The sequence below is a fragment of the Mycobacterium sp. ACS4054 genome (assembly GCF_001667275.1).
In the GTDB taxonomy this organism is placed as follows: domain Bacteria; phylum Actinomycetota; class Actinomycetes; order Mycobacteriales; family Mycobacteriaceae; genus Mycobacterium.
The window spans coordinates 51,997-72,156 of sequence record NZ_LZHV01000042.1 but is presented as its reverse complement, the minus strand read 5'-3'; the positions used below and the strand labels follow the sequence as shown (position 1 = coordinate 72,156).

Genomic DNA, 20,160 nt, shown 5'->3' with positions numbered 1-20,160 from the left:
CCCAAATAACGCCCCTGAGCTGCGTTAGCGTGGCCGCGTGGCGCAACCGATCAGCAGCCGACCACGGGCCGACCGCGCCCGGCGGGTGGCCGACGTGTTGCGCCAGCAGATCCACGCCGACGCCTACCCCGGCGGACTGCCGGCCGAACACGAGTTAGCGGCCGAATTCTTGGTGTCGCGCAACACGATTCGTGAGGCGCTCGCGGTGCTGAAGCATGAGGGGCTGATCGACCGCGGACCCAAGGTCGGCACGCACGTCGCCCAGCGCAAGTACGACCACGGCCTGGACACGCTGCTGGGGTTGAAGGAGACGTTCAAGAACCGCGGCGAGGTGCGCAACGAGGTGCGCGCCGCGATGGCCGTCACCGCGCCGCCGTCGGTGGCCCGCCGGCTGCGGCTGCAACCCGGCGAGCAGGCGGTGTTCATCGAACGCTTGCGATACCTCGGCGATCTGCCGCTCAGCCTCGACCTGACCTACCTGACCCCGGACATCGGAGCGCGGGTGCTGGACCACCCGCTGGAGACCAACGATCTGTTCGCGCTTATCGAACAGGTCAGCGGCCAGCGGCTGGGGTCGGCGGCGCTGGCCCTGGAGGCCATCCCCGCCGACGCGCATTCGGCGGCCACCCTGCAGGTGCCCGACGGCGCGGCGCTGCTCATGCTGGAGCGGCTCACCAGCCTCGCTGACGGCACGCCCGTCGATTTGGAGTACATCCGCATGCGCGGTGATCGAATCACCATGCGCGGCAGCCTGATAAGGAGCGATACATGACGCTGGTCAACAACACTCGCGCCGACGTGCCGGTGACGATCGACGAGTCGTTGTGTATCGACGGCTGCACCCTGTGCGTGGAGGTCTGTCCGCTCGACGCGCTGGCCATCAACCCCGACACCGGCAAGGCGTACATGCACGTCGACGAGTGCTGGTACTGCGGCCCGTGCGCGGCCCGCTGTCCGACCGGCGCCGTGACGGTCAACATGCCCTATCTACTCCGCTGAAACCCGAAGCCATCATGAAAAAGCATGCCCTCCGGCTGCTTTCGGTGACGTTCACCGTCGTCGTGTTCGCCACCGGGTGCTCGCTGGAATCGTTCTCGCAATCCTCCGGTGTGGTCAACGTCGTGGTCGGATACCAGTCCAAGACCATCAACACCGTCACCGCCGGCACGCTGCTGCGCGCGCAGGGCTACCTCGAGCACCGGTTGGCCGACATCACCGCGCGCACCGGCACCAAATACGCGGTGCGCTGGCAGGATTACGACACCGGCGCCCCGATCACCGCGCAGATGCTCGCGGAGAAGATCGACATCGGGTCGATGGGTGACTACCCGATGCTGATCAACGGATCCAAGACGCAGGCCAACCCGCTGGCCCGCACCGAGCTGGTGTCGATCACCGGCTACAACCCCAAGGGCGCGCTGAACATGGTGGTGGTGGCGCCCGATTCGTCGGCGACCGGGCTGGCCGACCTGGCCGGCAGCAAGGTGTCGGCCAGTGTGGGCTCGGCGGGCCACGGCACGTTGGTGCGCGCGCTGGGCCGGGCCGGGATCACCGGCGTCGAGGTGCTCAACCAGCAGCCGCAGGTGGGTGCCTCCGCGCTGGAATCCGGTCAGGTGAACGGCCTTTCGCAGTTCGTCGCGTGGCCGGGGCTGCTGGTGTACCAGGGCAAGGCCAAGCTGCTCTACGACGGGGCCGAGCTGAATTTTCCGACGCTGCACGGTGTGGTGGTGCGGCGCTCGTACGCGTCCGCGCACCCGGAGGTGCTGGCGGCGTTCCTGCAGGCGCAACTGGACGCCACCGATCTCCTGAACGACAAGCCGTTGGAGGCCGCGCGCATCGTCGCGCAGGCCAGCGGGCTGCCGCAGGAGGTGGTGTACCTCTACAACGGGCCGGGCGGGACGTCGTTCGACACCACGCTCAAGCCGTCGCTCGTCGACGCGTTGAAAAGCGATGTGCCGTACCTGAAGTCGATCGGCGACTTCGCCGACCTCGACGTCACGAAGTTCACCGTGGACGACCCGCTGCGCGCGGTGTTCGCCGCCCGCGGGCTGGACTACGCCGCGACCCGCGCGCGCACCACCAACCCGTCGGCCCTCGCCGGCGACCCCGCGCTGGCCGGCGAGCTGTGGCTGGACGGGGCCGACACGACCCAGACGGTCGCCAGCCCCACCGCGCTGCTGCGGGCGATCGCCGACGCCACCGCCCGCGGCGGCAAGGTCCGCGCGGCCTACGTCCCCGACGCCGAGCTCGGCACCCGATGGTTCGCCGACAAGGCGGTCTGGGTCAAATACGGCCAGAACTATCTGCCATTCGGCACCCAGGCCGGGGCGCGGCGCTATCTGGCCGCGCACCCGGACGGCGTCGTCGTGAATTATCAACAGGCATTGGGAGGTTCGGTATGACCGCCGAAGTGGTGGCCGACCAGGTCCTGGGCGTGGTCTCGACGCCCACGCTCACCCGGCCGCGGCAATTGCCCTCGCCGTGGCGGTCACGGCTGCTGCGGCTGGCGTCGGTCGCGGCCGCAATCGGGTTGTGGCAGTTGCTCACCGCCGGCAAGGTGCGACTGCTGCTTCGATTCGACACGCTGCCCACCGTCACCCAGATCGTGCACGCGCTGCAGCGCCGGCTCGGCGCGTACGAGTACTGGCTCGACCTGGCCCAGTCGTTGATCCGCATCCTCACCGGCTTCGGCCTGGCCGCGGTGGTCGGGGTGGCGACCGGTGTGCTGCTGGGCCGCTCCCGGCTGTTCGCCGACCTGTTCGGGCCGCTCGCCGAGCTGGCCCGACCGATTCCCGCGATCGCGATCGTGCCGGTGGCGATCCTGCTGTTCCCCACCGACGAGGCGGGCATCGTGTTCATCACCTTCCTCGCGGCCTACTTCCCGATCATGGTCAGCACCCGGCACGCGGTGCGTGCGCTGCCCACGCTGTGGGAGGACTCGGTGCGCACCCTGGGCGGGGGACGCTGGGAGGTGCTGACCCAGGTGGTGTTGCCGGGCATCCTTCCCGGCGTCTTCGGCGGGCTATCGGTCGGCATGGGGGTGGCCTGGATCTGTGTCATCTCCGCCGAGATGATCTCGGGCCGTCTCGGCGTCGGCTACCGCACCTGGCAGGACTACACGATGCTGGCCTATCCGCAGGTGTTCGTCGGCATCATCACGATCGGCGTCCTCGGGTTCGCCACGTCGGCGGCCGTGGAAGTGGTCGGCCGGCGGGTGACCCGTTGGTTGCCCCGCGCGCAGGAGGGCTCGCGATGAAAGCAGTCGGTCTCGAACTGGACCGAGTTCGATTGTCCTACACGGGAACCCCGGTGATCGACGGGCTCAGCCTGACGGTGCGCCCGGGGGAGATCCTGGTCCTGACCGGTCCGTCGGGTTGCGGCAAGTCGACGCTGCTGCGTGCCCTCGCCGGGCTGCTGCGGCCCGACGAGGGCCGGGTGCTGGCCGACGGGGCCGAGGTCACCGCCACCTCCCGGGACCGCGGCATGGTGTTCCAGGACAACGCCCTGCTGCCGTGGCGCACGGTGCGGTCCAACATCGAGCTGGCGCTGCGGTTGCGCGGCGAACCGCGCGCCACCCGGCGCGCGCAGGCGGAGCGCTGGATCGACGAGCTCGGGCTGGCCGGCTTCGGCCACTACCTGCCCAAGAGCCTGTCCGGCGGGATGCGTCAACGGGTCCAGCTGGCCCGCGGCCTGGCCGGGGCGCCGCGCGCGGTGATGATGGACGAGCCGTTCGGCGCGCTGGACACCCAGACCCGGGCGGCGATGCAGCGGCTGTTGATCGACGCCTGGCGCACGCATCCGACGACGATCGTCTTCGTCACGCACGACGTCGACGAGGCCTTGGCGCTGGGTGACCGGATCGTGGTGCTCGGCCGCGCCGGCGAGCCGCTGCGCGCGTCGATCGACGTGCCCGATCCCCGCGGCGAACTGCCCAGGGACCGACTGCGCTCCGAAATCATTGCCGCCCTAAACCATTCGGTGGCGGCATGATCCAGATCCCGGACCCGGCGACGCCCGTCCGCCTCGACTGCGACGTGCTGGTCATCGGCGGCGGCACGGCCGGCACCATGGCGGCGCTGTCGGCCGCCGAGCGCGGCGCGCAGGTGCTGCTGCTGGAGAAGGCACACGTGCGGCACTCCGGCGCGTTGGCGATGGGGATGGACGGCGTGAACAACGCCGTCATCCCCGGCAAGGCCGAACCCGAGGACTACGTCGCCGAGATCACCCGCGCCAACGACGGAATCGTCAACCAGCGCACCATTTATCAGACCGCCAGCCGCGGTTTCGCGATGGTGCAGCGGCTGGAGCGCTACGGCGTGAAGTTCGAGAAGGACGAGCACGGCGAATACGCGGTGCGCCGGGTGCACCGCTCCGGCTCCTACGTGCTGCCCATGCCGGAGGGCAAGGACGTCAAGAAGGCGTTGTACCGGGTGCTGCGGCAGCGCTCGATGCGGGAGCGGATCCGCATCGAGAACCGGCTGATGCCGGTGCGGGTGCTGGTTCAGGATGGTCGCGCGGTGGGCGCGGCCGCGCTGCACACGCGCACCGGCGAATTCGTCGCAGTCGGCGCCAAGGCGGTGATCCTGGCCACCGGCGCCTGCGGGCGGCTGGGGCTGCCGGCATCGGGTTATCTGTATGGCACGTACGAGAACCCGACGAACGCCGGCGACGGATACGCGATGGCGTTTCACGCCGGCGCGGAACTCTCGGGAATCGAGTGCTTCCAAGTGAATCCGTTGATCAAGGACTACAACGGCCCGGCGTGCGCCTATGTCGCCAACCCGTTCGGGGGCTACCAGGTCAACGCGCACGGCGAGCGGTTCGTGGACTCCGACTACTGGTCGGGTCAGATGATGTCCGAGGTGAAAAGCGAGATCGACTCCGCCCGCGGGCCGATCTATCTCAAGGTCTCCCACCTGCCCGACGAAACGCTGACCGCGCTGGAGAACATCCTGCATACCACCGAACGGCCGACCCGGGGAACCTTCCACGCCAACCGCGGTCACGACTACCGCACCCACGACATCGAGATGCACATCTCCGAAATCGGTTTGTGCAGCGGCCATTCGGCGTCGGGGGTGTGGGTCGACGAGCACGCCCGCACGACGGTGCCGGGCCTGTATGCCGCCGGCGACCTGGCCTGCGTCCCGCACAACTACATGATCGGGGCGTTCGTCTTCGGCGACCTCGCCGGCAGCGACGCGGCGACCGCCTGCGCGGGCGTGGATGCGCCGCAACAACTCCCGGACGACCAGCTGCGCGAGGCGCACGAGCTGATCTACCGGCCCCTGCGGCATCCCGACGGGCCACCCCAACCTCAGGTCGAGTACAAGCTGCGCCGGTTCGTCAACGACTACGTGGCCCCACCGAAGACGGCGGCGAAGCTGTCCATCGCCGTGCGCACCTTCGATCGGATGCGCGACGAAATCGCCGACATGGGGGCGCGCAATCCGCACGAGCTGATGCGCGCCGTAGAGGTGTCCTTCATCCGGGACTGCGCCGAGATGGCCGCCCGGTCCTCGCTCACCCGGACCGAATCCCGTTGGGGCCTCTACCACGACCGGGCCGACCTGCCCGGCCGCGACGACGGTCAGTGGGGTTATCACCTCAACCTGCGCAAGGACGCCGACGGCGGGATGGCGTTCCTGAAGCGGCCGGTCGCGCCGTACTTCGTGCCGGTCCCGGAGCTGGACGGCCTGCCGCCCGTCGACCAGACCATTCAGCGGGTGGAGCAGCCGCCGCTGGTCGGCGGCCAGGCCCCGGCGACCACCCGGTCCCGGATCGGCTCGGGCGCAACGGCGTTCGAGCCACCGTCGCCGCGCATCGCCGAGGTGCTCGCCCTCGAGGAGCCGACGATCGCCGGACTGCGGCCGTTTCTGGTCGATCCCGACCCGGGGGTGCGCCGCACCGCGGTGGCCACGCTCACCGAGCACATCCCCGACGGTTACGCGCCCGCCCTGATCGCCGCGCTGGACGACACCGACGCCGCCGTGCGCCGCACCGGCGCCGACGGGATTCGCGAGCTCGTCGAGGTGTTACCCGAGCCCGCCGACGTCCAGCCGCGGCTGGAGTCCGGCGACGTGGTGGTGCGCGCGGCCGCCCTCTACGTGCTGGCCGCGCGGCGGGTCGGCGATGCCGAGGATTACCGCCGCGCGCTGAGCGATCCCGACCACCGGGTGCGGATCGAGGCCGTGCGGGCATTGGTGTCGGTCGACGACGTGGCCGGGGTGGTCGCCGCGACCGGGGACGAGAGCCGGGAGGTCCGGATCGCGGCCGCGGCCGGCCTGGCGACGCTGCGCGGCGGCGCCGAGGCGGTCGGCGCGCTGACCGCCGACCCGGACCCGCTGGTCCGCGCGGCGGCGCTGGCCGCCTTGGGCGAAATAGGCTGTGGCCCAGAGAATGTCGCCGCCGTGGAAGCGGCCTTGCGGGCGCCGGCCTGGCAGGTGCGCCAGGGCGCGGCGCGGGCCTTGGCGGGCGCCACAGCCGGCGTCGCGGTGCCGGCGCTGGCCGAGGCGCTCGCCGACGCGCATCTCGACGTGCGCAAGGCGGCCGTGCTGAGCCTGACGCGCTGGGCCGGCGAGCCCGCCGCGCGCGACGCGCTGGGTATCGCGCTCAAGGACACCGACGCCGACGTGCGCGCCTACGCGCGCCGGGCGCTGGAGGAGGCCGGGTCGCCTGCGGTCTAGGGTTCGCCGAGGATCACCGCAGGATCCTGGCGTAGAGCAGGCTGTCTTGCGGCTCGAGGCCCAGGTTGGGGTAGACGGCGTGGCGGGCCAGCCGGCCCTCCAGCACGAAGCCGGCGCGCTCCAGCAGCCGCGCGGAGCGCTCGTTGTCGACGTTGCAGGTGGCCCACACCCGATACACCGCCCGGTCGCCGTCGAGCGCGTCGAGCAGCATCTCGAGCACCTCGCGCATTAAGCCCTTGCCCCACCACCGCCGGCCCAGGCAGTACCCGATCTCGACCGAATGCGGCACCGGGCGGCGGCAACTGGTGAGGCCGACCACCTCGCCGCTGTGGCGCAATTCGATCGCCCAGGTTCGCTCGTCGGGCGTGGCGTTGAGCTTCTCGGTGATCACCCGCCGCGTCGCCGCCACGTCGGGATGCGGCGCCCACATCAGATACTTGGTGACCTCGGGATCGCGGGCGACCCGCTGGTACAGCGCGCCGGCGTCGTCGAGCACGGGCCGGCGCAGCACCAGCCGGGGGCCGGTGATGCGATCGGGCGGGTAGTCGGCCACGGTGCTAGAGGCCGAGCGCGGAATAGGTGCGGCGGACGAATTTGGGTTGCGCCGATTGGAGTTTCGCCAACGAGGTGTTGCCGGCGATCGCCGCGGCCACGTCCGCGGACATGTCGGGCAGGTTCTGCACCAGATACAGCAGGACCAGGTCGGCCGTCGGGTCGGCCTGCCACCACGTCCCGTACGCGCCCGGCCAGCTGAACGTCCCGAGCCCGCCGGGCCCGAACAGCGGCGCCGACCTCGCCGGGTCGGTCACCACCGACAGGTTCAGCCCGAAGCCGCGGCCCACCCAGTAGGGCGCCCCCAGGAAGTCGTGGCGCTTCTGCTCGTCGGTGAGCCGGTCGGTGCGCATCAGGCGGGCGGACTCGGGCGAGAGCACCCGCACGCCGTCGATCGTTCCGTCGCCGAGCAGCATGCGCACGAACCGCAGGTAGTCGTCGGCCGTCGACCACAACCCGCCGCCCGCGTTGGGGAAGGAGGGCGGCTTGATGTGGGGCGGGCCCATCACGTCGTGGTGCAGCTGCCCCCGGTCGTCGAGCCGGTACATGGTCGCGGCGCGGCGGCGGGTGTCGGGGGAGGCGAAGAACCCGGTGTCGGGCATGCCCACCGGGCCCAGCACCCGTTCGTCGAGAACCTCGTGGAACGGCTTGTCCTCGATACGCGAGGCGATGACGCCCAGCAGGTCGATGGAGTGGCTGTAGGTGAGGCGGTCGCCGGGCTGGTGCACCAGCGGCAGCTTGGCCAGCTCGGCCAGCCACGCGTCCGGGCCCTGGTTGAAGGGCAGCCGCACGTAGGCCTTGGCGATCGGCCCGGACACCGAGAACCCGTAGGCCATTCCGCTGGTGTGGGTGAGCAAATCCTCGATCAGGATGGCGCGCCGCGCCGGGTGGGTCCGGTCCAGCGGGCCGCGCGGGTCGTCGAGCACCCGCAGGTCGGCCAGCTCCGGCGCCCAGCGCACGACGGGGTCCTTCAGCGTCAGCTTGCCCTCGTCCACCAGGCTCATCACGGCCGCGACGGTGACCGGCTTGGTCATCGACGCGATCCGGAACAGCGTGTCCCGCCGCATCGGCAGGTGCGCGTCCACATCGCGATAGCCGATCTCGTTGACCTGCAACACTTCTCCGCGCTGCCACACCACCGTCAGCGCACCGGCTAGCAGGCCCGCGTCGCAGACTTCGCGGATGGAGGCCGCGTTGGCGTCGAGATTCACCCGAATCAGGTTAGCGTCGGGCCCGGGGGAGCTCCGGCCAAGGCTTCGTCCACGGTCGGGTAGAGGTTGATGAACTCGTCGAGGCCCACGATCCGCAGCGGCCGACTGGTGGCCGAGCCGTCGGCCGCCACCCGCAATGACGTCGGGCTGTTCTCGGTCAGGCGATGCACCTCGACCAGCACGGTGATGCCCGCGGACGATAGGAAATCGACTTCGGTGAGGTCGATGACCAGCACCGCGGGTGTGCCGGCCAGCGCGACGTCGATGTGCGTGGCGAGCGAGGGCGCGGTGATGATGTCGACCACGCCGCTGACCTGCAGCACCACCGCATCCCCGGCGTCGCGGCGGTTGACCCAGAACTCCTCGCTCACCACCCGAACCTACTTTCTGCTCCGCGGCGGCCGACACCCGGTCCGACACACCGGCGGCGCCCCGGTGTGCCGAGGGCAAAATTTCACGACGGTTTCGGTTGGGCAAAGGTCCTGCAGCGTGCCCGCGGCGCGAGGGCCCGCGCCGCCTGTACGCCCCTAATGTGGCTGCCATGGCCGCACTGATCAATCGCGTGCAGCGCTGGCGCACGGCGCTGCACGTCACCGTGTCGGCATTGCTGGTCGCCACGGGCCTCGCCGTCGCCCCCGCGGCCCAGGCGGCCGCGGCCTCGGCGACGTTGTCGGTGGAACATGCGTGGCAGACCGGTTTCATCGCCAACTTCGCCGTCACCAACGCGAGCATGGTGCCGCTCACCGATTGGCGGATCGACTTCGACATGCCGGCGGGACAATCCGTCCTGCACACGTGGAACAGCACCATCACCCAATCGGGCACGCACTACGTGCTCACCCCCGCCAACTGGAATCGCAGCATTCCCCCCGGTGGTTCGGCCACGGGTGGCATGCGGGGTGTGGTGATCGGTTCCTTCACGCCGCCGTCGAATTGCGTGCTCAACGGGCAGATCCCGTGCACGTAGCCGCTACGGCGCACTGACCTTCGGCGCGCCCCGACGGCGGCGCGCGCGTGCCTCGCATCCGACCCCGCGTGAGATAGGTGCTACGCTGCCGGGCAGTCGACATCCTTTAACGATCCGTCCGGCGAGGCGGAGAAGGAGGTCAAGTCTCGCATGGGTGCTGTGGGTGAGAGCGGCGTGGACCGCGGAGCCCGGGAACTGATGTCGGCGGCCGACGTCGGTCGCACCATTTCCCGCATCGCGCATCAGATCATCGAAAAGACCGCGCTGGACGGGCCGGACGCGCCGCGGGTGGTCCTATTGGGCATCCCGACGCGCGGCGTCACCCTGGCCGGGCGGCTGGCGACCAACATCGCCGAGTACAGCGGGGTGGAAGTGGGCCACGGCGCCCTCGACATCACCCTCTACCGCGACGATCTCATGCAGAAGCCGCCGCGGCCGCTGGAGGCCACCTCGATTCCGGCCGGTGGCATCGACGACGCGCTGGTGATCCTCATCGATGACGTGCTGTACTCCGGGCGATCGGTGCGCTCCGCGCTGGACGCGCTGCGCGACGTCGGCCGCCCCCGGGTGGTGCAGCTGGCGGTGCTGGTCGACCGTGGCCACCGCGAGCTGCCGCTGCGCGCCGACTACGTGGGCAAGAACGTCCCCACCTCCCGCAGCGAGAGCGTGCACGTGCTGCTGAGCGAGCAGGACGGCCGCGACGCGGTGGTGATCTCCCGATGACACGGCACCTGCTCGCCGCCGGCGACCTGACCCGCGACGACGCCACCGCCATCCTCGACGACGCCGACCGGTTCGCCCAGGCCCTGGTCGGCCGCGAGATCAAGAAGCTGCCGACCCTGCGCGGGCGCACCGTCATCACGATGTTCTACGAGAACTCCACCCGCACCCGGGTGTCGTTCGAGGTCGCCGGCAAGTGGATGAGCGCCGACGTGATCAACGTCAGCGCGGCCGGATCCTCGGTCGGCAAGGGGGAGTCGCTGCGCGACACCGCGTTGACGCTGCGCGCGGCCGGCGCCGACGCGCTGATCATCCGGCACCCGGCCTCGGGCGCCGCGCACCTGCTGGCCGAATGGACCGGCACCGCCAACGACGGCCCCTCGGTGATCAACGCCGGCGACGGCACGCACGAACATCCGACGCAGGCGCTGCTCGACGCGCTCACCATCCGCCAGCGCCTCGGCGGCATCGAGGGCCGGCGCATCGTGATCGTCGGCGACATCCTGCACAGCCGGGTGGCCCGCTCCAACGTCATGCTGCTGCACACGCTGGGCGCCGAGGTGGTGCTGGTGGCGCCGCCCACGCTGTTGCCGGTCGGCGTCGAGGGCTGGCCCGTCACCGTCTCGAACGACTTCGACGCCGAGCTGCCCGCCGCCGATGCGGTGCTGATGCTGCGCGTGCAGGCCGAGCGGATGAACGGCGGCTTCTTCCCGTCGGTGCGCGAATACTCGTCCCGCTACGGGCTTTCCGATCGCCGCCAGGCGATGTTGCCCGGCCACGCCGTGGTGCTGCACCCGGGTCCGATGCTGCGTGGCATGGAAATCTCCTCCTCGGTCGCCGACTCATCGCAATCGGCGGTGCTGCAACAGGTTTCGAACGGCGTGCACGTGCGGATGGCGGTGCTGTTCCATGTGCTGGTGGGGGCAGAGGAGATCGCAGCGTGAGCGTGCTCATCCGCGGGGCCCGGTTGTACGGCGAGGGGGATCGCGTCGACGTGCTGGTCGATGACGGCCAGATCGCCGAAATCGGAGCGGGCCTCGCCATCCCGGATACGGCCGATGTCATCGACGCCACCGGCCAGGTGCTGCTGCCCGGGTTCGTCGACCTGCACACCCACCTGCGCGAGCCGGGCCGCGAATACGCCGAGGACATCGAAACCGGCTCGGCCGCAGCGGCCTTGGGCGGGTACACCGCGGTGTTCGCGATGGCCAACACCAATCCGGTCGCCGACAGCCCGGTGGTGACCGACCACGTCTGGCACCGCGGCCAGCAGGTGGGGGTGGTCGACGTGCACCCCGTCGGCGCCGTCACCGTGGGGCTGGGCGGGGTCGAGCTGACCGAGATGGGCATGATGGCGGCCGGCGCCGCACAGGTGCGGATGTTCTCCGACGACGGCGTCTGCGTGCACGACCCGCTGGTGATGCGCCGCGCCCTCGAGTACGCGACCGGCCTGGGCGTGTTGATCGCCCAGCACGCCGAGGAGCCCCGGCTGACCGTCGGCGCCGTCGCGCACGAGGGACCCAACGCCGCCCGGCTGGGGCTCTCGGGCTGGCCGCGGGCCGCCGAGGAATCGATCGTCGCCCGCGACGCGCTGCTGGCCCGTGACGCCGGCGCCCGCATCCACATCTGCCACGCGTCCACCGCCGGCACCGTCGAGCTTCTGAAATGGGCCAAGGGACAAGGCATCTCGATCACCGCCGAGGTCACCCCGCACCATCTGCTGCTCGACGACGGCCGGCTGGCCAGCTATGACGGGGTGAATCGGGTCAACCCGCCGCTGCGCGAGGCCGCCGACGCCGAGGCGCTGCGGCAGGCCCTGGCCGACGGCGTCATCGACTGCGTGGCCACCGATCACGCCCCGCACGCCGAGCACGAGAAGTGCGTGGAGTTCGCCGCCGCGCGTCCCGGCATGCTGGGCCTGCAGACCGCCCTGTCCGTCGTGGTCCAGACGATGGTGACGCCGGGCCTGTTGAGCTGGCGCGACGTCGCCCGGGTGATGAGCGAGAACCCGGCGCGGATCGTCGGCCTGCCCGATCACGGCCGCCCGCTGGAGGTGGGGGAGCCGGCCAACCTGACGGTGGTGGACCCGGACGCCACCTGGACCGTCGCCGGCTCCGATCTGGCCAGCCGGTCGGCGAACACGCCTTTCGAGTCGATGGCCCTGCCGGCCACGGTGACGGCGACGCTGCTGCGCGGCAAGCTCACCGCTCGAGACGGGAAGTGCCCGGCATGAATTCGGGCACGCTGGTGGGATCGCTGATCTTCGCGGCTGTGCTGGTGGTGGTGATCGCGGTGGTGATCCAGCTGATGATGCGCAGCTGGCGGCGGCGCTCGGAGCGGCAGGATGAACTGGTCGGTGACCTGCCCGACATTCCCGACCAGGTGGGCGCGGCCCTGATCACCACCCGCGGACACTACTGCGGTTCCATGCTGGCGCCGGGCTGGCACGAACGGATCGCGGCCGGCGATCTCGGGTTCCGCAGCAAGGGGGTGCTGACCCGCTATGCCGGCGGAATTATGGTGGAACGCGTACGCGCCCAACCGATTTGGATTCCGAAAGACTCGATTACCGGCATCCGGATGGAGCGCAGCATGGGCGGCAGGGCGGTGGCCCGGATCGGGATATTGGCGATTCGGTGGCGGCTGCCATCGGGCGCCGAGATCGACACCGGCTTTCGGGCCAACCACCGCGACGACTATGACCCCTGGCTGAAATCCGACGAGAAGGGAGCCGCGTGAACAAGGCGCTACTGGTCTTGGAGGACGGCCGCGTCTTCACCGGCACGCCGTTCGGCAAGGTCGGCCAAACGCTCGGCGAGGCCGTGTTCTCCACCGGCATGTCCGGCTACCAGGAAACGTTGACCGACCCCAGCTACCACCGGCAGATCGTGGTGGCCACCGCGCCGCAGATCGGCAACACCGGCTGGAACACCGAGGACGCCGAGAGCCGGGGCGACAAGATCTGGGTCGCCGGCTACGCGGTGCGCGACCCGTCGCCGCGCGCCTCCAACTGGCGCGCCACCGGCACCCTGGAGGACGAGCTGGTGCGCCAGCACATCGTCGGGATCGCCGGTATCGACACCCGGGCGGTCGTGCGCCACCTGCGCACCCGCGGCTCGATGAAGGCCGGGGTGTTCTCCGGCAACGCGCTCGCCGACCCGGCCGAGCTGGTGGAGCGGGTGCGGGGCCAGCAGTCGATGCTGGGCGCCGACCTCGCCGGCGAGGTCAGCACGCCGGAGCGCTACATCGTGGAACCCGAAGGGCCGCAGCGGTTCACGGTGGTCGCGCTGGACCTGGGGATTAAGACCAACACGCCGCGCAACTTCGCCCGCCGCGGCGTCCGCAGCCACGTGCTGCCGTCGTCCGCGAGCTTCGAGCAGATCGCCGACATCTCCCCCGACGGCGTGTTCCTGTCCAACGGCCCCGGCGATCCGGCCACCGCCGATCAGGTCGTCGCGCTCACCCGCGAGATGCTGGGGGCCGGGATCCCGTTGTTCGGCATCTGTTTCGGCAACCAGATCCTGGGCCGGGCGCTGGGGCTGTCCACCTACAAGATGGTCTTCGGGCACCGCGGCATCAACATCCCGGTGATGGACCACGCCACCGGGCGGGTGGCGGTCACCGCCCAGAACCACGGCTTCGCGCTGGAAGGCGAGGCGGGCCAGTCCTTCGACACGCCGTTCGGCGCGGCCGTCGTCAGCCACACGTGCGCCAACGACGGGGTGGTCGAGGGCGTGAAACTCGCTGACGGCCGGGCGTTCTCGGTGCAGTACCACCCGGAGGCCGCCGCCGGTCCGCACGACGCGGAATACCTGTTCGACCAATTCATCGAGCTGATGGCTTCCCGAGAAAGCGGAAGGGGCCGCTAGTGCCACGTCGCACCGACCTCAACCACGTGCTGGTGATCGGCTCGGGGCCGATCGTGATCGGCCAGGCCGCCGAGTTCGACTACTCGGGCACCCAGGCCTGCCGGGTGCTGCGGGCGGAGGGGCTGCAGGTCAGCCTGATCAACTCCAACCCGGCCACCATCATGACCGACCCCGAGTACGCCGACCACACCTACGTCGAGCCGATCACCCCGGCGTTCGTCGAGCGGGTGATCGCCCAGCAGGCCGAGCGCGGCAACAAGATCGACGCGCTGCTGGCCACGCTGGGCGGGCAGACGGCGCTCAACACCGCGGTCGCGCTGTTCGAGAACGGGGCGCTCGAGCGCCACGGTGTCGAGCTGATCGGGGCGGACATCGACGCCATCCAGCGCGGCGAGGATCGACAGATGTTCAAGGACATCGTGGCCAAGGTGGGCGGTGAATCCGCCCGCAGCCGAGTGTGTTTCACCATGGAAGAGGTGCGCGAGACGGTCGAGGAGCTCGGGCTGCCGGTGGTGGTGCGGCCCAGCTTCACCATGGGCGGGCTGGGCTCGGGCATGGCGCGGTCCGTCGAGGAGGTCGACCGGATGGCCGGCGCCGGCCTGGCCGAAAGCCCCAGCGCCAACGTGCTGATCGAGGAATCGATCTACGGCTGGAAGGAATTCGAGCTCGAGCTGATGCGCGACGGCAACGACAACGTGGTCGTGGTGTGCTCGATCGAGAACTTCGACCCGATGGGCGTGCACACCGGCGACTCGGTCACCGTCGCCCCCGCCATGACCCTCACCGACCGCGAATACCAGCGGATGCGCGACCTGGGCATCGCGATCCTGCGCGAGGTCGGCGTGGACACCGGCGGCTGCAACATCCAGTTCGCGGTCAACCCGGCCGACGGCCGGCTGATCGTCATCGAGATGAACCCGCGGGTGTCCCGGTCCAGCGCGCTGGCCTCGAAGGCGACCGGCTTCCCGATCGCCAAGATCGCCGCCAAACTGGCCATCGGGTACAGCCTCGACGAGATCGTCAACGACATCACCAAGGAAACGCCGGCCTGCTTCGAACCCACCCTCGACTACGTCGTCGTCAAGGCGCCGCGGTTCGCGTTCGAGAAGTTCCCCGGGGCCGATCCCACCCTGACCACCACGATGAAGTCCGTCGGCGAGGCGATGTCGTTGGGCCGCAACTTCATCGAGGCGCTCGGCAAGGTGATGCGATCGCTGGAGACCACCCGCGCGGGTTTTTGGACCAAACCCGACCCGGACGAGGACGTCGGCGAGGTGCTGAGGCGGCTGCGCACCCCGACCGAGGGCCGGCTCTACGACATCGAGCTGGCGCTGCGGCTGGGCGCGTCGATCGAGCAGGTCGCCGAGGCCAGCGGCGTCGACCCGTGGTTCCTGGCCCAGATCGGCGAGCTGGGCAAGCTGCGCGCCGAGCTGGTGGACTCCCCGGTGCTCGACATCGACCTGCTGCGGCGGGCCAAACACAGCGGGCTGTCGGACCGCCAGATCGCCGCGCTGCGGCCGGAATTGGCGGGGGAGAACGGCGTGCGCTCGCTGCGCGAGCGCCTTGGCATCCACCCGGTGTACAAGACCGTGGACACCTGCGCGGCCGAGTTCGAGGCCAAGACGCCCTACCACTACAGCAGCTACGAACTCGACCCCGCCGCCGAGACGGAGGTGGCGCCGCAGGCCGAGCGGCCCAAGGTGCTGATCCTCGGGTCGGGACCCAACCGGATCGGCCAGGGCATCGAATTCGACTACAGCTGTGTGCACGCCGCAACCACGTTGAGCCAGGCCGGTTTTGAGACCGTGATGGTCAACTGCAACCCGGAGACGGTGTCCACCGACTACGACACCGCCGACCGGCTGTACTTCGAGCCGCTGACCTTCGAGGACGTCCTCGAGGTCTTCCACGCCGAACAGCAGTCGGCCGGGGCGGGGCCCGGGGTGGTCGGGGTCATCGTGCAACTGGGCGGGCAGACCCCGCTCGGGCTGGCGCAGCGCCTGGCCGACGCCGGGGTCCCGATCGTGGGCACCCCGCCGGACGCGATCGATCTGGCCGAGGACCGCGGGGCCTTCGGCGACGTGCTGACCGGCGCCGGGTTACCGGCGCCGAAGTACGGCATGGCAACGACTTTCGCGCAGGCCCGCCGGATCGCCGAGGACATCGGCTACCCGGTGCTGGTGCGGCCGTCGTACGTGCTGGGCGGCCGCGGCATGGAGATCGTCTACGACGAGGAGACGCTGGAGGGCTACATCACCCGGGCCACCGAACTGTCGCCCGAACACCCGGTGCTGGTCGACCGCTTCCTCGAGGACGCGGTGGAGATCGACGTCGACGCGTTGTGCGACGGCAGCGAGGTCTACATCGGCGGCATCATGGAGCACATCGAGGAAGCGGGCATCCATTCCGGTGACTCGGCGTGTGCGCTGCCGCCGGTCACGTTGGGCCGCAGCGACATCGAGAAGGTGCGCCGCGCCACCGAGGCCATCGCCCACGGCATCGGCGTGATCGGGCTGCTCAACGTGCAGTACGCCCTCAAGGACGACGTGCTCTACGTCCTGGAGGCCAACCCGCGAGCGAGCCGAACGGTTCCCTTCGTGTCCAAGGCCACCGCGATCCCGCTGGCCAAGGCGTGCGCCCGGATCATGTTGGGCGCCAACATTCCCCAGCTGCGCGCCGAGGGCATGCTGGCGGCCGCCGGGGACGGCGCCCACGCGGCCCAGAACGCCCCGATCGCGGTCAAGGAGGCCGTGCTGCCGTTCCACCGCTTCCGGCGCACCGACGGGGCCGCGATCGATTCGCTGCTGGGTCCGGAGATGAAATCGACCGGCGAGGTGATGGGCATCGACCGCGACTTCGGCAGCGCCTTCGCCAAGAGCCAGACCGCCGCCTACGGGTCGCTGCCCGCCGAGGGCACCATCTTCGTCTCGGTCGCCAACCGGGACAAGCGGTCGCTGGTGTTCCCGGTCAAGCGCCTGGCCGACCTGGGCTTCCGGGTGCTGGCCACCGACGGCACGGCGGAGATGTTGCGGCGCAACGGGATTCCGTGCGACGAGGTCCGCAAGCACTTCGAGCCGCCGGGCGACGGGCGACCCGCGATGTCCGCCGTGGACGCGATCAAGGCCGGCGAGGTCGACATGGTGATCAACACGCCCTACGGCAACTCCGGTCCGCGCATCGACGGCTACGAGATCCGCTCCGCCGCGGTCTCGGTGAACATTCCCTGCGTCACGACGGTGCAGGGCGCCTCGGCCGCCATCCAGGGCATCGAGGCGGGCATCCGCGGCGATATCGGCGTGCGGTCCCTGCAGGAGCTGCACAGCCTGATGGGCCAGGGCGCCGCGCCCGGGCAAGGCGACCGGTGACCGGGTTCGGGCTGCGGCTGGCCGAGGCGAAGGCGCAACGCGGGCCGCTGTGTGTGGGCATCGATCCGCACCCCGAGCTGCTGCGCGCCTGGGACCTGCCGGCCACGGCCGACGGGGTGGCGGCGTTCTGCGACATCTGCGTCGAGGCGTTCGCCGGGTTCGCCGTCGTCAAGCCCCAGGTCGCGTTCTTCGAGCCCTACGGCGCCGCCGGGTTCGCGGTGCTGGAACGCACCATCGCGGCCCTGCGCGCGGCGGGGGTGCTGGTTTTGGCCGACGCCAAGCGCGGTGACATCGGCACGACGATGGCCGCCTACGCCGCCGCCTGGGCGGGGGACTCGCCGCTGGCCGCCGACGCGGTGACGGCCTCGCCGTATCTGGGGTTCGGCTCGCTGCGCCCGCTGCTGGAGGCGGCCGCAGCGCACGACCGGGGCGTGTTCGTGCTGGCCGCCACGTCCAACCCCGAGGGCGCGACCGTGCAGCGCGCCGCCTTCGACGGCCGCACGGTGGCTCAGCTGGTCGTCGACCAGGCGGCGGTGGTGAACAAGTCCGCCACGCCGCACGGGCCCGGCTACGTCGGCGTGGTGGTCGGCGCGACGGTGCTTCAGGCCCCCGACCTCAGCGCGCTGGGCGGACCGGTGCTGGTGCCGGGCCTGGGCGTGCAGGGCGGACGGCCCGAGGCGCTCGCCGGGCTGGGCGGGGCGGATCCGGGCCAGCTGCTGCCCGCGGTGGCCCGCGAGGTGCTGCGCACGGGGCCGGGCGTGCCCGAACTGCGGGCGGCCGGCGAGCGGATGCTGGACGCCGTCGCCTACCTGGGCGCCTCGTAGGCGCCCGTAACGGCCCCTACGTGCGCGTCAGTCCGACGCTAGCGACGTGCTGGGGCGCGCGGTTTCCACGATCACGGTGGTGGCCTTGACGACGGCCACGGCGACGCTGCCGGGGCGCAACTGCAGCTCCTCGGCGGCCTCGGTGCTCATCAGCGACACCACGGTGAAGGGGCCGCACTGCATCTCCACCTGGGTCATCACCTTGTCGCTGGTCACCTGGGTGACCAGCCCGACGAACCGGTTGCGGGCCGAGCTGCCGATGCTGAGCGGATCCGGGGGCGGGGCCGGGGCGTTGCTGCGCGAAAAGCGGGCCAGATCCTCGCTGGCGATGACTTTGCGGCCGGCCGCGTCGTGGCTGACCGCCAGGGAGCCTTGGTTGATCCATCGCCGGACCGTGTCGTCGCTGACTCCGAGCAGCTCAGCGGCCTGACGGATCCGCAGGTTCGACACGGCTAGATGGTAACTCCCTGCGTATCGGCCGGGGCTCGTACCAGCAATCGGCGCGTGAATCGCGCCCGCGCGGCCACGCGGGCGCGACACGCGCGACACGCGACGAAAAATGCGAGATCGCCCGCATGACGCGTTTCGGGCCGCGGCGGCCGCCATCGGCCGGCGCCTCCCGCCTGCCCTCGGGCACCGCGCAGTCCATGAAAACCGCTGGTCAGAGCGCTTTAGTCGCCCTCCTGAGAGGCCGGTTGGCCGTCCTAGCCGGCCGCGGTGCGGCGGCCGTGGGGGCGGCCACGGCGACCGGTTTTTCGGGCCACCCGCCGGGCTCATGCTGGGAGTTTGTCCCCGGAACCAGGGGGCCGGGTTAGATTTCGTCAGGAGGCCTGAGTACGGTCGTCTCCGCTGGCTGAAGTAGCAGGCAGAGACACAAAGCGATCGATTGAGATTGATTGATCAGATACGGAGGAATCGTGGCCCTTCCCCAGTTGACCGACGAGCAGCGCGCGGCCGCGTTGGAGAAGGCGGCTGCCGCACGTCGAGCACGAGCAGAGCTCAAGGACCGGCTGAAGCGCGGCGGCACCAACCTCACGCAGGTGCTCAAGGACGCCGAGACCGACGAAGTCCTGGGCAAGATGAAGGTTTCCGCGCTGCTTGAGGCGTTGCCCAAGGTGGGCAAGGTCAAAGCGCAGGAAATCATGACCGAGCTGGAGATCGCCCCCACCCGCCGCCTGCGGGGCCTCGGCGACCGCCAGCGCAAGGCCCTGCTGGAAAAGTTCGGCTCCTAGCCCGGCCTCGGCCAACCCGCCCTGTGGGCGTACCGGCCCAGGAGCGCCTGTGAGCGCCGGCGGGGGACCGGACGTCGAGCACGGGACGCGTCCCGCACCACCGGGACGTGTGGTCGTGCTGTCCGGTCCCTCCGCGGTCGGCAAGTCAACGGTGGTCAGATGCCTGCGCGAGCGGGTTCCTGACCTGCATTTTTCCGTCTCGGCCACGACGCGGGCGCCGCGGCCGGGCGAGGTCGACGGCGTCGACTACCACTTCGTCAGCCCCGCCCGCTTCCAGCAACTCATCGACGACGGCGCACTGCTGGAGTGGGCCGACATCCACGGCGGGCTGCACCGTTCGGGCACCCTGGCCGAGCCGGTGCGGACCGCGACGGCAGCCGGAATCCCCGTGCTCATCGAGGTGGACCTGGCCGGCGCCAGGGCCGTCAAGAAGGCGATGCCGGAGGCCGTCACCGTGTTCCTGGCCCCGCCCAGCTGGCAGGATCTCGAGGCCAGGCTCGTCGGCCGCGGCACCGAAACGCCGGAGGCCATGCGGCGCCGGCTCGAGACCGCCCGGATCGAAATGGCGGCCCAGGACGACTTCGACGAGGTCGTCGTCAACAGTCAATTGGAGTCTGCGTGCGCCGAATTGGTATCCTTGCTGGTGGGAACTGCGCCGGGTCGGCACGACCCGCCTGGCCAGACCAGGAGCCGGACCAGATCCAATCGAGATTGAGCATCGAATTGCCAGCGGT

The 20,160-nt window shown here is 70.5% G+C and carries 20 protein-coding genes; 16 read left to right on the top strand and 4 right to left on the bottom strand.

Annotated elements, in window-relative coordinates; all coding sequences use genetic code 11:
* The first annotated feature begins 37 nt into the window (after window positions 1-37).
* From A5730_RS11455 to A5730_RS11430, 6 genes are read left to right on the top strand one after another with little or no spacing between them, the layout of a single operon-like run.
* Window positions 38-772, top strand: a complete 735-nt coding sequence (locus A5730_RS11455) for a GntR family transcriptional regulator (protein WP_067899857.1) — start codon at window positions 38-40, stop codon at window positions 770-772.
* Window positions 769-999 carry a ferredoxin family protein gene (locus A5730_RS11450; protein ID WP_067282619.1) on the top strand — a complete coding sequence of 77 codons (231 nt, stop codon included), beginning with the start codon at window positions 769-771 and terminating at the stop codon, window positions 997-999. Before A5730_RS11455 ends, A5730_RS11450 begins: the two co-directional genes overlap by 4 nt.
* A 14-nt stretch (window positions 1,000-1,013) precedes the next feature.
* A complete protein-coding gene (locus A5730_RS11445) occupies window positions 1,014-2,402 on the top strand; it encodes an ABC transporter substrate-binding protein (protein WP_067899853.1) in 1,389 nt (462 codons plus the stop codon).
* Entirely contained in the window at window positions 2,399-3,256 is an 858-nt protein-coding gene (locus A5730_RS11440) for an ABC transporter permease (RefSeq protein WP_055403689.1), read from the top strand. Before A5730_RS11445 ends, A5730_RS11440 begins: the two co-directional genes overlap by 4 nt.
* Complete coding sequence (locus A5730_RS11435; protein WP_067899851.1) at window positions 3,253-3,990, top strand: ABC transporter ATP-binding protein; 738 nt, start codon at window positions 3,253-3,255, stop codon at window positions 3,988-3,990. The genes A5730_RS11440 and A5730_RS11435 overlap by 4 nt, the downstream gene beginning before the upstream one ends.
* Complete coding sequence (locus A5730_RS11430; protein ID WP_067899849.1) at window positions 3,987-6,686, top strand: fumarate reductase/succinate dehydrogenase flavoprotein subunit; 2,700 nt, start codon at window positions 3,987-3,989, stop codon at window positions 6,684-6,686. The genes A5730_RS11435 and A5730_RS11430 overlap by 4 nt, the downstream gene beginning before the upstream one ends.
* 13 nt (window positions 6,687-6,699) lie before the next feature.
* On the opposite strand, the gene A5730_RS11425 is transcribed toward A5730_RS11430, so the two are convergent.
* The 3 genes from A5730_RS11425 to A5730_RS11415 are packed head-to-tail and all read right to left on the bottom strand — an operon-like array spanning window position 6,700 to window position 8,820.
* Entirely contained in the window at window positions 6,700-7,239 is a 540-nt protein-coding gene (locus A5730_RS11425; protein ID WP_067899846.1) for a GNAT family N-acetyltransferase, read from the bottom strand.
* Between the two features lie 4 nt (window positions 7,240-7,243).
* Window positions 7,244-8,449 (bottom strand): serine hydrolase, encoded by a 1,206-nt coding sequence (locus tag A5730_RS11420; protein ID WP_067899845.1) that lies wholly within the window; start codon window positions 8,447-8,449, stop codon window positions 7,244-7,246.
* A 5-nt stretch (window positions 8,450-8,454) separates the two neighbouring features.
* Window positions 8,455-8,820, bottom strand: a complete 366-nt coding sequence (locus A5730_RS11415; protein WP_067899977.1) for an STAS domain-containing protein — start codon at window positions 8,818-8,820, stop codon at window positions 8,455-8,457.
* Window positions 8,821-8,990: 170 nt separating this feature from the next.
* Between A5730_RS11415 and A5730_RS11410 the strand changes: the two genes are divergently transcribed.
* The 8 genes from A5730_RS11410 to pyrF all read left to right on the top strand — a co-directional run bounded on the left by A5730_RS11410 (window position 8,991) and on the right by pyrF (window position 18,194).
* Window positions 8,991-9,416 (top strand): cellulose-binding domain-containing protein, encoded by a 426-nt coding sequence (locus A5730_RS11410; protein WP_067899842.1) that lies wholly within the window; start codon window positions 8,991-8,993, stop codon window positions 9,414-9,416.
* 150 nt (window positions 9,417-9,566) lie between these two features.
* The gene (pyrR, locus tag A5730_RS11405; RefSeq protein WP_067899838.1) at window positions 9,567-10,139 is read left to right on the top strand and encodes a bifunctional pyr operon transcriptional regulator/uracil phosphoribosyltransferase PyrR; all 573 of its coding nucleotides are present in this window, start codon (window positions 9,567-9,569) and stop codon (window positions 10,137-10,139) included.
* Window positions 10,136-11,080: an aspartate carbamoyltransferase catalytic subunit gene (locus tag A5730_RS11400; protein WP_067899837.1), complete on the top strand. Its 945-nt coding sequence runs from the start codon at window positions 10,136-10,138 to the stop codon at window positions 11,078-11,080. Before pyrR ends, A5730_RS11400 begins: the two co-directional genes overlap by 4 nt.
* Complete coding sequence (locus tag A5730_RS11395; RefSeq protein WP_067899834.1) at window positions 11,077-12,369, top strand: dihydroorotase; 1,293 nt, start codon at window positions 11,077-11,079, stop codon at window positions 12,367-12,369. The genes A5730_RS11400 and A5730_RS11395 overlap by 4 nt, the downstream gene beginning before the upstream one ends.
* Window positions 12,366-12,875 (top strand): transporter, encoded by a 510-nt coding sequence (locus tag A5730_RS11390; RefSeq protein ID WP_067899974.1) that lies wholly within the window; start codon window positions 12,366-12,368, stop codon window positions 12,873-12,875. Before A5730_RS11395 ends, A5730_RS11390 begins: the two co-directional genes overlap by 4 nt.
* Window positions 12,872-14,005, top strand: coding sequence for a glutamine-hydrolyzing carbamoyl-phosphate synthase small subunit (carA, locus tag A5730_RS11385; RefSeq protein WP_067899829.1), 1,134 nt, complete (start codon window positions 12,872-12,874; stop codon window positions 14,003-14,005). Before A5730_RS11390 ends, carA begins: the two co-directional genes overlap by 4 nt.
* Window positions 14,005-17,370, top strand: coding sequence for a carbamoyl-phosphate synthase large subunit (gene carB / locus A5730_RS11380; RefSeq protein WP_067899826.1), 3,366 nt, complete (start codon window positions 14,005-14,007; stop codon window positions 17,368-17,370). The genes carA and carB overlap by 1 nt, the downstream gene beginning before the upstream one ends.
* A complete protein-coding gene (gene pyrF, locus A5730_RS11375) occupies window positions 17,367-18,194 on the top strand; it encodes an orotidine-5'-phosphate decarboxylase (RefSeq protein WP_067899823.1) in 828 nt (275 codons plus the stop codon). Before carB ends, pyrF begins: the two co-directional genes overlap by 4 nt.
* A 27-nt stretch (window positions 18,195-18,221) precedes the next feature.
* Here the strand turns inward: pyrF and A5730_RS11370 are convergent, their stop codons facing one another.
* Window positions 18,222-18,644, bottom strand: coding sequence for a molybdopterin-binding protein (locus A5730_RS11370; RefSeq protein WP_055403728.1), 423 nt, complete (start codon window positions 18,642-18,644; stop codon window positions 18,222-18,224).
* A gap of 467 nt (window positions 18,645-19,111) precedes the next feature.
* Here A5730_RS11370 and mihF point away from each other — a divergent pair, with 467 nt between their 5' ends.
* Window positions 19,112-19,426 carry an integration host factor, actinobacterial type gene (mihF, locus tag A5730_RS11365; RefSeq protein WP_007171927.1) on the top strand — a complete coding sequence of 105 codons (315 nt, stop codon included), beginning with the start codon at window positions 19,112-19,114 and terminating at the stop codon, window positions 19,424-19,426.
* 49 nt (window positions 19,427-19,475) lie between these two features.
* Window positions 19,476-20,141, top strand: coding sequence for a guanylate kinase (gmk, locus tag A5730_RS11360; RefSeq protein ID WP_082946800.1), 666 nt, complete (start codon window positions 19,476-19,478; stop codon window positions 20,139-20,141).
* Window positions 20,142-20,160 lie beyond the last annotated feature (19 nt).

What these genes read in the sequence shown, in the direction of transcription:
- pyrR (WP_067899838.1), top strand. Translation starts at nt 9,567, where the DNA reads ATGGGTGCTGTGGGTGAGAGCGGCGTGGACCGCGGAGCCCGGGAACTG.
- A5730_RS11445 (WP_067899853.1), top strand. Translation starts at nt 1,014, where the DNA reads ATGAAAAAGCATGCCCTCCGGCTGCTTTCGGTGACGTTCACCGTCGTC.
- A5730_RS11430 (WP_067899849.1), top strand. Translation starts at nt 3,987, where the DNA reads ATGATCCAGATCCCGGACCCGGCGACGCCCGTCCGCCTCGACTGCGAC.
- A5730_RS11400 (WP_067899837.1), top strand. Translation starts at nt 10,136, where the DNA reads ATGACACGGCACCTGCTCGCCGCCGGCGACCTGACCCGCGACGACGCC.
- A5730_RS11435 (WP_067899851.1), top strand. Translation starts at nt 3,253, where the DNA reads ATGAAAGCAGTCGGTCTCGAACTGGACCGAGTTCGATTGTCCTACACG.
- A5730_RS11410 (WP_067899842.1), top strand. Translation starts at nt 8,991, where the DNA reads ATGGCCGCACTGATCAATCGCGTGCAGCGCTGGCGCACGGCGCTGCAC.
- A5730_RS11390 (WP_067899974.1), top strand. Translation starts at nt 12,366, where the DNA reads ATGAATTCGGGCACGCTGGTGGGATCGCTGATCTTCGCGGCTGTGCTG.
- A5730_RS11440 (WP_055403689.1), top strand. Translation starts at nt 2,399, where the DNA reads ATGACCGCCGAAGTGGTGGCCGACCAGGTCCTGGGCGTGGTCTCGACG.
- A5730_RS11450 (WP_067282619.1), top strand. Translation starts at nt 769, where the DNA reads ATGACGCTGGTCAACAACACTCGCGCCGACGTGCCGGTGACGATCGAC.